At 66.6% G+C, this 12,627-nt stretch carries 12 protein-coding genes; 3 read left to right on the top strand and 9 right to left on the bottom strand.

Annotation, left to right across the window (positions count from 1 at the left end; translation table 11 throughout):
• Nucleotides 1-101: 101 nt before the first annotated feature.
• On the bottom strand, nt 102-1,187 hold the full coding sequence (gene ychF, locus AC1DZQ_RS08220; RefSeq protein ID WP_476963057.1) for a redox-regulated ATPase YchF: 1,086 nt from the start codon (nt 1,185-1,187) through the stop codon (nt 102-104).
• Nucleotides 1,188-1,375: 188 nt separating this feature from the next.
• On the opposite strand from ychF, the gene AC1DZQ_RS08215 reads away from it, so the two are divergent.
• Nucleotides 1,376-2,614 (top strand): DNA recombination protein RmuC, encoded by a 1,239-nt coding sequence (locus tag AC1DZQ_RS08215; protein WP_476963056.1) that lies wholly within the window; start codon nt 1,376-1,378, stop codon nt 2,612-2,614.
• A gap of 63 nt (nt 2,615-2,677) precedes the next feature.
• Here the strand turns inward: AC1DZQ_RS08215 and AC1DZQ_RS08210 are convergent, their stop codons facing one another.
• Together AC1DZQ_RS08210 and AC1DZQ_RS08205 are read right to left on the bottom strand one after the other, a co-directional pair.
• Nucleotides 2,678-3,766: a 4-hydroxy-3-methylbut-2-enyl diphosphate reductase gene (locus AC1DZQ_RS08210; RefSeq protein WP_476963055.1), complete on the bottom strand. Its 1,089-nt coding sequence runs from the start codon at nt 3,764-3,766 to the stop codon at nt 2,678-2,680.
• A gap of 9 nt (nt 3,767-3,775) precedes the next feature.
• The gene (locus AC1DZQ_RS08205) at nt 3,776-4,636 is read right to left on the bottom strand and encodes a hypothetical protein (protein ID WP_476963054.1); all 861 of its coding nucleotides are present in this window, start codon (nt 4,634-4,636) and stop codon (nt 3,776-3,778) included.
• Between the two features lie 231 nt (nt 4,637-4,867).
• Between AC1DZQ_RS08205 and xseA the strand changes: the two genes are divergently transcribed.
• Together xseA and AC1DZQ_RS08195 are read left to right on the top strand one after the other, a co-directional pair.
• On the top strand, nt 4,868-6,154 hold the full coding sequence (gene xseA / locus AC1DZQ_RS08200) for an exodeoxyribonuclease VII large subunit (RefSeq protein WP_476963053.1): 1,287 nt from the start codon (nt 4,868-4,870) through the stop codon (nt 6,152-6,154).
• Between the two features lie 106 nt (nt 6,155-6,260).
• The gene (locus tag AC1DZQ_RS08195; protein ID WP_476963052.1) at nt 6,261-6,491 is read left to right on the top strand and encodes an exodeoxyribonuclease VII small subunit; all 231 of its coding nucleotides are present in this window, start codon (nt 6,261-6,263) and stop codon (nt 6,489-6,491) included.
• A 37-nt stretch (nt 6,492-6,528) separates the two neighbouring features.
• On the opposite strand, the gene AC1DZQ_RS08190 is transcribed toward AC1DZQ_RS08195, so the two are convergent.
• The 6 genes from AC1DZQ_RS08190 to AC1DZQ_RS08165 all read right to left on the bottom strand — a co-directional run bounded on the left by AC1DZQ_RS08190 (nt 6,529) and on the right by AC1DZQ_RS08165 (nt 12,369).
• A complete protein-coding gene (locus AC1DZQ_RS08190; protein WP_476963051.1) occupies nt 6,529-7,383 on the bottom strand; it encodes a polyphosphate kinase 2 family protein in 855 nt (284 codons plus the stop codon).
• A gap of 70 nt (nt 7,384-7,453) precedes the next feature.
• Nucleotides 7,454-8,674, bottom strand: coding sequence for a pyridoxal phosphate-dependent aminotransferase (locus tag AC1DZQ_RS08185; RefSeq protein ID WP_476963050.1), 1,221 nt, complete (start codon nt 8,672-8,674; stop codon nt 7,454-7,456).
• 131 nt (nt 8,675-8,805) lie between these two features.
• Entirely contained in the window at nt 8,806-9,771 is a 966-nt protein-coding gene (locus AC1DZQ_RS08180; protein ID WP_476963049.1) for an ABC transporter substrate-binding protein, read from the bottom strand.
• Complete coding sequence (locus AC1DZQ_RS08175) at nt 9,768-10,514, bottom strand: ABC transporter permease (protein WP_476963048.1); 747 nt, start codon at nt 10,512-10,514, stop codon at nt 9,768-9,770. Before AC1DZQ_RS08175 ends, AC1DZQ_RS08180 begins: the two co-directional genes overlap by 4 nt.
• Nucleotides 10,511-11,266: an ABC transporter permease gene (locus tag AC1DZQ_RS08170; RefSeq protein WP_476963047.1), complete on the bottom strand. Its 756-nt coding sequence runs from the start codon at nt 11,264-11,266 to the stop codon at nt 10,511-10,513. Before AC1DZQ_RS08170 ends, AC1DZQ_RS08175 begins: the two co-directional genes overlap by 4 nt.
• On the bottom strand, nt 11,266-12,369 hold the full coding sequence (locus AC1DZQ_RS08165; RefSeq protein ID WP_476963046.1) for an ABC transporter ATP-binding protein: 1,104 nt from the start codon (nt 12,367-12,369) through the stop codon (nt 11,266-11,268). The genes AC1DZQ_RS08170 and AC1DZQ_RS08165 overlap by 1 nt, the downstream gene beginning before the upstream one ends.
• Between the last annotated feature and the right edge of the window lie 258 nt (nt 12,370-12,627).

Here is a 12,627-nt window from a genome sequence, read left to right as displayed (position 1 = left end):
AAATGTGCCGCACACAGAAAAAGCCCCGATCCGAAAATCGGGGCTCCTCCAGTTAATCCTTAATTACTTGGCAGAATTACCGCGCTGCCGGGCGGCGGGCGTCAAACGTTGAAGCGGAATTCGACGACGTCGCCGTCGGCCATGATGTATTCCTTGCCTTCGATCCGGACCTTGCCGCGGGCCTTCGCCTCGGCCATGGAGCCGGCCTCGATCAGGTCATCGAACGAGACGACCTCGGCCTTGATGAAGCCGCGCTGGAAATCGGAGTGGATCACACCGGCCGCCTGCGGGGCGGTGTCGCCCTGGCGGATGGTCCACGCGCGGGTTTCCTTGGGGCCGGCGGTGAGGTAGGTCTGCAGTCCGAGGGTGTGGAAGCCGACGCGGGCCAGCTGGTCCAGCCCGGATTCATCCTGGCCGTTCATTTCCAGCATCTCGCGGGCTTCTGCCTCGTCGAGCTCCACCAGGTCGGACTCGAGCTTGGCGTCCAGGAAGATGGCGTCGGCCGGGGCCACGAGGGCACGCAGTTCCGCCTGCTTCTCCGGGCTGCCGAGGATCCCCTCGTCGGAGTTGAAGACATAGATGAAGGGCTTGGCCGTGAGCAGGCCGAGTTCCTTGAGGTGCTCCATCTCCAGCTTGTCGCTCTTGATGGACGAGAAGATGGTGTCGCCGCGTTCCAGCACTGCCTGCGCCGCCAGGATGGCTGCCAGCTCGGCCGCATCCCGCTTCTTGATCTTTACTTCTTTTTCGATCCGCGGGATGGCCTTTTCGATGGTCTGCAGATCGGCCAGGATCAGCTCGGTGTTGATCGTCTCCATGTCGGAGCTGGGGTCGACCTTGCCGTCGACGTGAATGACGTCCGGGTCATCGAAGACGCGGACAACCTGCGCGATGGCCTCGGCCTCGCGGATGTTGGCGAGGAACTGGTTGCCGAGGCCCTCGCCCTCGGAGGCGCCCTTGACGATGCCGGCGATGTCCACGAAGGACACAGCGGCGGGCAGCAGGCGCGCCGAGCCGAAGATGCCGGCCAACTTTTCAAGCCGGGCATCCGGCAGGTTCACGACGCCGATGTTCGGTTCGATCGTGGCGAACGGGTAGTTCGCTGCGAGGACCTGATTGCGGGTCAGTGCGTTGAAAAGGGTTGATTTGCCGACGTTGGGCAGTCCGACGATGCCAATAGTAAGAGCCACGAGCATATATTCTACCCGCACCCGCCGGCGATCCTTGCTGCGGCCGGTGCGTGGGCCGGTGTGGGGGCCGCCGAGGCGGGCGCGTGTGCGTGGCAGTGTGGGCCTTGCCGGGGTGTTCCCGCGTGTAGATCCGGGGTGTTCCGGGCGTCGAAGCCAAAACTGTCACAGGGGCATGCCACAGTGAAGTCATGGATGCTTTTGCACTGATTCTTGCCCTGCTCATGCTGCTCACGGGCGCCGTCGCGGGCGCCGCCGCCGTCTATGTCCTGCTGCGCAGGCGCTATCAGGCCGTGGAACAGGACTTCGACGGCGTATCGGCCCGGCTCTCCGACGTCAGCGCCCAGTTCGCCGCCGCCGACGCCGAGAGGCGCCTTCTCGCGGCCCAGAACCGGGAGCTCGGAGAATCCCGGAACCAGGACGGCAGTGTGCTCCGCGCGCTGGCGCCCGTGGCGGAAAAGCTCACCGCCGTGCAGCAGCAGGTGTCCCTGCTCGAACGCGACCGGCTGGAGCAGTACGGCCAGCTCGCCCAGCAGCTGCAGGAGGCCCGCCTGTCCGATGAGCAGCTCCTGCGGTCCACTCATGCGCTCGAGTCTGCCCTGCGCTCCAACAGCGCCCGCGGCCAGTGGGGCGAGGTCCAGCTGCGCCGGGTGGTCGAGGCAGCAGGCATGCTGCGGCACGTGGACTTCCACGAACAGGTCCACAGCGGGCAGGCCCACAGCTCCGGCCCGGACGGCAGCCTCCGGCCCGACCTCGTGGTGCAGCTCCCCGGCGACAAGCAGCTGGTTGTCGACGCGAAAGTCCCGCTGGCGTCGTATCTCGCCGCCCAGGACCTCGGCGCCGCCCAGGCAGGCCAGCAGTCCTCACAGCTGCCCGGCAGCCAGCAGGCGCACCTCGCCGCCCATGCCAAGGCCCTGAAGGCCCACGTGGACGCGCTGGGCAGCAAGAAGTACTGGGACATCCCCGGCAACTCTCCGGAGCTGGTGGTCTGCTTCCTGCCGGCGGAGTCGATCCTGGCCGCCGCCCTCACGGCGGACCCGGCCCTGCTGGACTATGCACTGGCCAAGAACGTGGTCCTGGCCTCCCCCGGAACCTTGCTGGCCGTGCTGAAGTCCGTGGCGTTCACGTGGCGGCAGGATGTGTTGACGGACAGCGCCCGGGAACTCTTTGAGCTCGCCCGGCAGCTCTACGACCGGATGGGCACGCTCGGCGAGAACGTCACCAAGCTGGGGTCCTCGCTGAAGACCTCGGTGGAGCGGTACAACTCCATGGTCGGCACCCTGGAGGCCCGGGTCCTGCCCACCGCGAGGAAGCTGAACGCCCTGGAAGCCGCCGGCCTGGCCACTCCTCCCGCCGTCGAGGTCACGCCGCGGGCAGTCGCAGCCCCGGAACTGCAGTCCCGTGACGAGTCGGAAGAGTCCGCAGCCTAGGGCTGATCAGCGCCCGGGACTGATCAGCGCCCAATGCTGTTCAACGCCGAGGCTGTTCAGTCCCTAGGACTGTTCGGGGCGGGTGCCGCGGCCGCCGAGGGCGCGGGTGACGTCGCCGGCCTGCTTCAGGGTGGCGCGGAGCTCCTTCGGCAGGGAGAACAGGAGGTCTTCCTCGGCCGTGACGACTTCCTCGACCGATCCGTAGCCGTAGTCGGCCAGGAGCCGCAGCACGTCCTTGACGAGGACTTCCGGTACGGAGGCCCCCGATGTCACGCCCACCGTGGCGACGCCCTCGAACCAGCTCTCGTCGACCTCGTTGGCGAAGTCGACCCGGTAGGAGGCCTTGGCACCGTATTCCAGTGCCACCTCCACAAGGCGGACCGAGTTTGAGGAGTTCGCGGAGCCCACCACGATCACGAGTTCCGCCTGGGGCGAGATCTTCTTGATGGCCACCTGGCGGTTGGTGGTGGCGTAGCAGATGTCGTCGCTGGGCGGATCCTGCAGAGTGGGGAACCGCTCCTTGAGCAGGCGCACAGTCTCCATGGTCTCGTCCACGCTGAGGGTGGTCTGCGAGAGCCAGATGACCTTTTCCGGGTCGCGGACCGTGACCTTGTCGACCTCGTGCGGGCCGTTGATGATCTGGATGTGTTCGGGAGCCTCGCCGGCGGTGCCTTCGACTTCCTCATGGCCGTCGTGGCCGATCAGCAGGATGTCGAAGTCATCCTTGGCGAACCGGACGGCTTCGCGGTGCACCTTGGTGACCAGCGGGCAGGTCGCGTCAATGGTGCGCAGGCCGCGGTCCTCGGCGGACTGGACGACGGCGGGCGATACTCCGTGCGCGGAAAAGATCACGAGGGCACCTTCCGGGACCTCGTCGGTTTCATCGACGAAGATGGCGCCCTTCGCCTCGAGGGAGCTGACCACGTGGACGTTGTGCACGATCTGCTTGCGGACGTAGACCGGCGGGCCGTAGTGCTCCAGGGCTTTTTCCACCGCGATGACCGCACGGTCAACGCCGGCGCAGTAGCCGCGCGGGGCTGCCAGCAGGACCTTTTTGGGACCGGCGACAGGGGCCGCCGCCAGGACGTCTTCCGGTGAACGCCGCCGGCGCGGTACGGATGGCATCGGAACGGAAACAGCGGTGGTGGTCATGCTCCCATGCTACCGGTGTTCAATCCTGCTCCGTTTGCGGCCGTCGGCGACGCGGACGGCCACTCCCGCGGCCAGCAGCGCTGCTCCAGCGACTGCGGCAGCGACGATCCACTGGCCGAAGCTGGCAGCGCATGCCGCCACGAACTCGTTCTTGAAGAGCTCCGCCACATCGTTGCCGCTCGAGGTCCCGGCGACGGCGGCGCCGGCGGCATCACTGGCCAGCTTCCATACCCCCGCGAGCACCAGCGCTCCAACGCCCATTCCGACCAGCACGGTCCACCGGCGCCGGGCCGCAACGAACGCCAGCAGGAAGGCGATGGCCGCGCCGACGGCAACGGCGTAGCCCATCGGGGCGTAGGCGATGACGCGTTCGATCATCTGGCGCTGGTTGGACTGCCCGATATGGATCAGCACCTGGCCGGGCGCCTCCAGCGGAAGTGTGGTCGCCTCAGTTACCTGTTTGGCCACCAGCCCGGCAAGCGGGGCGACATCCAGGGTGAGCGACGAGGTGCCGTCAACCTCCGGCGGCAGCGTGCTGGGGTCGGCAAACGTGAGGCGGTGGCTCTTGCGCAGGGTTTCCGCCCAGGCCTCGGCGTAGCCGGGCAGTCCCGTCAGCGAGCGCGCCGCGTTATTCAGGACCGGCCGGGCAAGCTCCGTGAAGACTTCGGGAATGCCGGCGCTGGAGGCCAGCCCGTCGACGGCGGCCGTGGCCAGCCGCTGCTGGAACGCCGGGTCCTTGCCCAGCGGCGCGGTCAGGGCCACGAAGCCCTCTTCCTGGACGATGTTCTGGTCCACCCACATAGCTGGAACGGCGACGGCTGCCATCAGGAGCCCGACAAGGACGGCGACGGCAGAGACAAAAGTGCGCAAGGGATTCCTAGGAGGTTGGTGGCATCCCTTCCATCCTAGGGCGGTGACGGGCCCGGCCATAAAGTCGGGCCCCGGTGGTAGAGCTATGGATAGAGTTGAAAGAGACAACTTCCGGCTGCCGGCCGGCCCACCCGCCGGGGAGCGGGCCGCCGGCAGTCCCCCTCGGGCAAAGGACACGCACGCATATGCACAAGGCACTCCACCAGGCGCTCTCGGCCATGGAGCCCACGCATGTCTGAGGAAGCGGCGGCGGCCACCACGCTACCGGCCACCGCGGCCCAAACCAGCCCCGACAACCCCTGGCCGCTGCAGTTGCTGTCCCAGAAACTCAAGATGCATATCGACCGCGCGCCCTCGGCATGGGTTGAGGGTCAGGTAATTGAGCTCAACCGGCGCGGCAGCAACGCCTACTTGACTCTCCGGGACATCGACGCCGAAATCTCGCTGCCGGCATCGGTGTGGACCACCGTGCTGGACCGCCAGGCCGCCCCGCTGGAACGCGGCTCCCGGGTGGTCGCCCTGATCAAGGCCGAATTTTGGCTCAAGACGGGCCGGCTGAACATGTCCGTGAAGGACATCCGGCCCGTGGGGCTGGGCGATCTCCTCGCCAGGATTGAGCGGCTGCGCCAGGCCCTTGCCGCCGAAGGGCTCTTTGCCGATTCCCGCAAAAAGCGGCTCCCCCTGCTCCCGCACCGGATCGGCCTGATCACCGGCCGCGACTCTGACGCCAAGAAGGATGTGCTGCGCAACGCCGCCCTGCGCTGGCCTGCCGTCGAATTCGAGATCCGCGAAGTAGCGGTCCAGGGGAACACCGCCGTAGCCCAGATGATCGCGGCATTGCGGGAGCTCGATGCCCACCCGGTGGTCGACGTCATCGTCATCGCCCGCGGCGGAGGCGCCCTCGAGGACCTGTTGCCGTTCAGCAGCGAAGAGCTCATCCGGGCCGTCGCGGACACGTCCACCCCCGTGGTCAGCGCAATCGGGCACGAAGCGGACCGGCCCATCCTCGACGACGTCGCAGACCTCAGGGCGTCCACGCCCACGGACGCCGCGAAGAGGATAGTCCCCGACGTCGCAGAGGAGCTCGTCCGGGTCCGCCAGGCCCGGGATCAGCTCCGTCGCGGCGTCACCCGGCTGGTCGAACGCGAGGGCGACCGGCTGGCGTCCCTGCGCTCCCGCCCCGTGCTGCTCTCCCCCGACGTCATGATCAGCCAGCGCCACGACGACGTCGAACGGCTCAAAGTCCGCTCACACTCGGCCATCACCGCCGCCGTCGTGCGGGCAGCGGACCAACTGGTCCACCTCAAGGCGCAGGTGCGTGCGCTCTCGCCGCAAAAGACGCTAGATCGCGGCTACGCGGTGGTCCAGCTCGCCGACGCGGGAACCGCCCCCGCGACGCACCGCGACGTGGTGCGGCACCCCTCGCAGGCACCCGCCGGCACGGACCTCACCGTACGCGTGGCCGGCGGCCGGTTCACCGCACAATCCACCGGCGGCCAGGAACCGGCCGAGGAATAACCCAGAGGACCAGAACCGGGCCACACGGCCACCCTTCAGCACCACCGAACAGCATCACCGAACGGCACTACCGCGGCCGAAACCGCGACAACCAAGGAGCACCCACATGGCAGCAGCATCCAACCCGAACGCCGACATCGAGGCCCTCAGCTACGAGGACGCCCGCGAGCAGCTGGTCGCCGTAGTGGGCAAGCTGGAGGCCGGCGGCGCCAGCCTGGAGGAATCGCTCGCGCTGTGGGAGCGGGGCGAGGCACTGGCCAAGCGCTGCGAACAGTGGCTGGAAGGCGCCCGCAAGCGGCTCGCCGCAGCCCGGGACCAGGCCACCCAGGACAGCTGACGCCGGACTCCGCCGCGGCGCGCCGGTTCCCTCCGTACTAGGAGCGCTCGACCAGATCCCGTTCCAGATCGACGTCGAACTCCGGATTCGGCCACTGCAGCTTCAGCCCTTCCAGGGCGTCCAGCATCAGCTGCTGGACAGCGATGCGGGCGTACCACTTCTTGTTGGCCGGCACGACGTACCAGGGCGCGATGTTAGTGGCCGTCTTCTCGAACGCCTCCTGGTACGCATCCATGTAGTCGCTCCAGAAGGCGCGCTCCTTGAGGTCAGTGTTGCTGTACTTCCACACCTTGGATTCGTCATCCAGCCTGGCGAGCAACCGGTCCTTCTGCTCGTCCCGGCTGATGTTGAGCATGACCTTGACCACCGTGGTCCCGGCTGCCGCCTGCCTTGCCTCGAATTCGTTGATGGCCTTGTAGCGCCGCTCCAGCTCCTCGGGGCTGGCCCAGCGGTGGACCCGGTGAATCAGGACGTCCTCGTAATGCGAGCGGTCAAAGACGCCCACCATGCCGGCCCCCGGCACTGCCTTCTCGATCCGCCAGAGGAAATCGTAGGATTTCTCCTCCGGGGTCGGCGCCTTGAAGGACTTGAGCTGGACACCCTGCGGGTCCATCTGGCCCATGACATGGTTGACGATCCCGCCCTTGCCTGCGGTATCCATCGCCTGCAGGACCAGCAGGACGCGCTTGGTGCCGCCGAACCGGGATTCGGCGAAAAGCTGCTCCTGCAGGGTGGTCAGCTTGCCATCGAGCTCTGCCAGGAGCGCCTCGCCGTCAGATTTCCCGCCCGGGTAGCCCGGGGTGGAGTCCGGGTCGCAGTCCTTAAGCTTGAATTTTTTTCCGACCAGCAGCATCTCGGCGGGGCGCCGTTCGAACATCACAGCATCTGTCATGGAAAGCCTCTTTCCAGTTTCGTGCAGCCACTGCGCGGGCGAGTCCCCGAACTCCGCTGCTGACCGAAGCCTAGTTCCCCTTGTACCGGCTCAGGAAGTCCGCCATGCGGTTGATCGCTTCCTCGAGGTCCTTGACGTTGGGCAGCGTCACCATCCGGAAGTGGTCGGGCCGGACCCAGTTGAACGCCCTGCCGTGGGACAGGAGAATCTTCTGCTCGCGGAGCAGGTCCAGGACAAATTTCTCGTCGTCGCGGATGTGATAGACCTCGGGGTCCAGCTTCGGGAACAGATACATGGCCCCGCGAGCCTGCTGCGTGCTGACGCCCGGGATGGCGTTGAGCATGTCGTAGGCCTTGTTCCGCTGCTCCAGGAGGCGTCCGCCGGGCAGGATCAGGTCGTTGATGCTCTGGTACCCGCCGAGGGCGGTCTGGATGGCGTGCTGGGCCGGAACGTTGGCGCAGAGTCGCATGTTGGCGAGCAGGTTGATGCCCTCCAGGTAGTCCGCGGCGTCCTTTTTCGGCCCGGAGATGGCCATCCAGCCGGCCCGGAAGCCACAGACCCGGTAGGCCTTGGAGAGCCCGCTGAAGGTCAGGCACAGGACATCGTCGCCCGTGAGCGACGCGAGATTTACGTGTACCGCGTCTTCGTAGAGGATCTTCTCGTAGATTTCGTCGGCGAAGAGCACCAAGCCGTGTTTCTCGGCCAGGGCGACGATCTTTTTCAGCGTCGCCTTCGGGTACACCGCACCTGTGGGGTTGTTCGGATTGATGACCACGATGCCCTTGGTGCGCGGCGAGATCTTCGCTTCCATGTCCTCGAGGTCGGGCTGCCAGCCGGTTTCTTCGTCGCAGAGGTAGTGCACGGGCTTCCCGCCGGCCAGGGCAACCGAGGCAGTCCACAGCGGGTAGTCCGGGGTGGGGATGAGAACCTCGTCGCCGTCGTCAAGCAGGGCCATGAGCGACATCGTGATCAGTTCACTGACGCCGTTGCCGAGGTAGATGTCATCCACGTGGATGTTCTGGATCCCGCGAGTCTGGTAGTACTGCGAGACGGCGGTGCGGGCCGAGAAAATACCGCGCGAGTCGCTGTAGCCCTGGGCGTGCGGCAGGTGGCGGATCATGTCCACCAGGATCGCGTCCGGCGCTTCAAACCCGAACGGGGCCGGGTTTCCGATGTTCAGTTTGAGGATGCGATGACCCTCCGCCTCCATCTGCTGGGCGGCCTGAAGAATCGGTCCACGGATGTCGTAAAGGACATTATGAAGCTTGGTGGACTGCTTGAATTCTGCCATTCATCAAATATGCCATATGGAGGATGTACTTCCGTTGAGACATGACTCACAGGCAGGCCCGGCAGTAACAACAACGACGCCGGCGCCCAGGCTGTAAGCCCGGACACCGGCGTCGCAGGGTCGCCAGTGGTCTACTGCTGGGCGAGGCCCTTTTCCTTCAGCCACGCATCGGCGGCATCTTTCGGGTTCTGCTTCTGGCTGCCGCTGACGGCACGGTTGAGGTTGATGAGGTCTTCTGTGGTGAGGACCTTGGACACGTTGTTGAGGGCTTCCTTCGCCTTGTCCGTCATCTTGGCCGTGTTGTAGAGCGGCAGCACCTGCTGGGCGATGAAGTTGTTCTTCGGATCCTCCAGGACCACGAGGTCGTTGTCCGGGATGGACGGGGTGGTGGTGTAGATGTCCGCGACCTGGACCTGGTCCGAGAGGAGTGCCTTGAGCGTGACGGCGCCGCCGCCGTCGCTGAACGGCTCCAGTTTCTTGGGTACGCAGTTGTAGTTCTTCTCCAGGCCGGGCAGGCCGTACGCGCGCTCGGCGAACGTCGCCGGGGCGCCGACGACGAACTCGCTGCAGACCTTCGCCATGTCTTCGATGGACTTCAGCTGGTGCTTCTCGGCCGTAGCCTTGGTGACCACCATGGCGTCCTTGTCCTCGGCCTTGGAGGCATCCAGCACGGCCAGGCCCTGCGGGAGCTTGGTCGGGAGGGCCTTCGCGATGTCCTCGGCCGAGACCTCGGTGGCGTCCTTGTTTACATACAACAGCAGGTTGCCGCTGTAGTCGGGAACGACGTCCACCGAGCCGTCCTGGACTGCTTTGATGTAGACCTCGCGCGAGCCGATGTTCGGCTTGGTGCTGGCCGTGACGCCCGCGGCGTTCAGGGCTCCGGCATAGACCTCGGCCAGGATCTGGCTCTCGGGGAAATCAGCCGAGCCGATCACCAGAGCGCCGCCGGAACCGGAGGCGGCACCGCTGCTGGCCGGGGCCGAGCTCAGCGGGTTTGATGAGCCTCCGCAGGCGGACAGAGCCATGGCCAGGCCGACGCCGACGGCCAGGCCGCCGAATGCGCGCCGGCCAAGGCCTCGTTGGCGGGATTCCTTCATGACGTACCTCCTTGAACAACAGTCCCCGCGATTACGGGGTCTGTGAGATCAACCGCAGCCTGTTGGCTGCGGTTCGGCTGGGACGAGGCGCCCCGTGACAGGAACAGCCTCTGAATAAGGGCAAGGACAAGGTCGACGCTGATGGCAAGGGCGGCGATCAGCAGGGAGCCGCCCAGCATTTGCGGGAAGTCGGAGAGCACGAGCCCGTCGAACAGGTAACGGCCCAGGCCGCCCAGGTTGATGTAGGCGACCACGGAGACGGTGGCGATCACCTGGAGCACCCCTGTCCGGAACCCGCCGTACATCACGGGCAGCGCGTTGGGGAATTCCGCCCGGAACAGGACCTGCCACTCGGTCATGCCCATGGCGCGGGCAGCGTCCACCACATTGCGGTCGACACTGGAGATGCCGGCGTAGGTGCCGGCAAGAAGGGGCGGCACGGTCAGGATCACGAGCGCCCAGATCGGCGGCATCAGCCCGATGCCGGCGAGCAGGACGAACAGGGTGAGCAAGCCGAGGGTGGGCAGGGCGCGCAGCGCGCCGGCGAGTGCCACGATGGCAACCCGCCCGCGGCCGGTATGCCCGACGTACAGGCCGACGGGGACGGCGATGGCGATGGCGATCACCATCACCAGGCCCGTGTAGAACAGGTGTTCGGTCAGCCGCACGGGGATTCCGGCGCTGCCGGACCAGTTCTCCGGATCGCTGAGCCAGGCAAAGGTGTCCGTAACGACGTTGCTCACGCGTTTCCCCCTCCGGTCTTGGGACGCGAAAGCCGCATCGCCGCGGCGGCAGGGCCAGTCTTCTCCGGGGCCGTCTTCTCCGCGCCCGCACCTGAACCGGTGCCGGCACCCGTGGCCGCCGCGGCCCGGGTCCAAGGCGTCAGCAGCCGTTCGAGCAGGACCAGGACGGCGTCCATCAGCAGCGCCAGGATAAGGATGGCGATGATGCCCACCACCACTTCGGTGACGAAGTCACGTTGCAGGCCAGAGGTGAAGAGCATTCCGAGGTTGCCGATGCCGAGCAGTGCCGCGACGCTGACCAGCGAGATATTGCTGACCGAAACCACGCGCAGCCCAGCGAACAGCACCGGCAAGGACAGCGGCAGGTCGATCTGCATAAAACGGGCGAAGGGTTTGAACCCCATGGCGACGGCGGCCTGCCGGAGGTCCTCATCCACCGAGTCAAAGGCATCCAGCGTGGCGCGCACCAGCAGGGCGACGGCGTAGATGGTCAGGGCCACCACCACGTTGACCGGATCCAGGATCCGGGTTCCGAGGACGGTCGGCAGGATGATGAAAAGCGCCAGCGAGGGGATCGTATACAGCAGCGAGGACCCGGTCAGCACCACGGACCGGAGCCCGCCGCTCAACCGGGCGAGCTGCGCCAGCGGGACGGCAATTAGGACCCCGAACACCATCGGCAGGATGGCCAGGACGAGGTGCTGGCCGGCGAGGCTGAAGACTTCCGCTCTGTTGGCCAGGAACCACTCCATCAGAGCCCTCCGTGCCGGACGCTGCGGTCTGACTCGATGACGGCGAGGACTTCGGCGGCTGCGATTACTCCGGCCACCCGGCCGTCGTCGTCCACGGCGACACCAAGGCCCGAGGGTGAGGACAGGGCCGCGTCCAGGGCCCGGCGGAGCGTGTCCCCCTTGCGGAACAGGGAACCTCCGGGAACCATCACGGGGCCGGCTCCGGTGGCGCTGCCTGGCCCGGCCCAGCCCAGGGGCCGGAGCGCGTCGTCGATCACCAGCCGCCATTCATCGAAGCTGCCCTCCGCCCGGAGCTGATCTGGCGTGACGGTGTGGACGGGGTGGATGGTGACACCGTCCGAGGGGCTGAACGCCAGGTGCCGGAACCCGCGGTCGCGGCCCACGAAGGAGGCCACGAACTCGTTCGCCGGGGCCCGCAGGATCTCCGCCGGGGCGGCGTACTGCGCCAGCTTGCCGCCGACGGCGAACACGGCCACTTTGTCGCCCAGGACGGTGGCCTCGTCGATGTCGTGGGTGACGAAGACGATCGTCTTGGCCAGGTCATGCTGGAGCCGGAGCAGCTCCTTCTGGAGTTCATCGCGGACCACCGGGTCCACGGCGCTGAAGGGCTCGTCCATGAGCAGCACCGGAGGATCGGCCGCGAGCGCCCGAGCCACGCCCACGCGCTGCTGCTGGCCGCCCGATAGCTGGGACGGGTACCGCTTGCCGAGGGAGGAGGCCAGCCCGACAACGTCGAGCAGTTCCTGGGCGCGCTTGCGGGCCTCGGCTTTGGACACTCCGTTGAGCCGGGGAACGGTGGCAATGTTGTCCAGCACGGAGCGGTGCGGCATCAACCCGGAGGACTGCATGACGTAGCCCATGGACCGCCGCAGCTTCGCGGCAGGCATTGAAGTGACATCGGCCCCGTCGACGGTGATGATCCCGTACGTGGGCTCCACCATGCGGTTGATCATCCGCAGGGACGTGGTCTTTCCGCAGCCGGAGGGTCCGACGAAGACAGTGATGGCGCCCTTATCGATGGACATGGTCAGCCCGTCAACGGCGGCCTGACCGCCTTGGTACTGCTTTGTGACGTTCTGGAACTCGATCATGGCTTCGGCCATTTCCGGGCTTACCTAACTGTTGGCGGCAACATGGGTCGGGCCAGCGCACTCTTAGTCAGTGTGCTGGCAGTAAAGCAGTTAGCTCATAGACTAACCAGCACCCCGGCCTATGTCAGCGGCGCGGGGCTCCCGTAAGGCTTCGGAAGCACAACGATTTTGGATGGGTGGCGCGCCGGAAGAACTTCCGGCGCGCCCCCGGGACCCGTTGCGTCAGCGCGGGGTGCTTGAGCGGGGGCGCCGCCAGCCCCCCATGCCGCC

This window comes from Arthrobacter sp. P1_C12_2 (assembly GCF_056406415.1).
This window is presented reverse-complemented; position numbering and strand designations above follow the sequence as displayed.

Coding starts and splice junctions, on each gene's coding strand:
- AC1DZQ_RS08215 (WP_476963056.1), top strand. CDS start 1,376: ATGGATGCTTTTGCACTGATTCTTGCCCTGCTCATGCTGCTCACGGGC.
- AC1DZQ_RS08210 (WP_476963055.1), bottom strand. CDS start 3,766: ATGACCACCACCGCTGTTTCCGTTCCGATGCCATCCGTACCGCGCCGG.
- xseA (WP_476963053.1), top strand. CDS start 4,868: ATGTCTGAGGAAGCGGCGGCGGCCACCACGCTACCGGCCACCGCGGCC.
- AC1DZQ_RS08195 (WP_476963052.1), top strand. CDS start 6,261: ATGGCAGCAGCATCCAACCCGAACGCCGACATCGAGGCCCTCAGCTAC.
- AC1DZQ_RS08190 (WP_476963051.1), bottom strand. CDS start 7,383: ATGACAGATGCTGTGATGTTCGAACGGCGCCCCGCCGAGATGCTGCTG.
- AC1DZQ_RS08185 (WP_476963050.1), bottom strand. CDS start 8,674: ATGGCAGAATTCAAGCAGTCCACCAAGCTTCATAATGTCCTTTACGAC.
- AC1DZQ_RS08180 (WP_476963049.1), bottom strand. CDS start 9,771: ATGAAGGAATCCCGCCAACGAGGCCTTGGCCGGCGCGCATTCGGCGGC.
- AC1DZQ_RS08170 (WP_476963047.1), bottom strand. CDS start 11,266: ATGGAGTGGTTCCTGGCCAACAGAGCGGAAGTCTTCAGCCTCGCCGGC.
- AC1DZQ_RS08165 (WP_476963046.1), bottom strand. CDS start 12,369: ATGGCCGAAGCCATGATCGAGTTCCAGAACGTCACAAAGCAGTACCAA.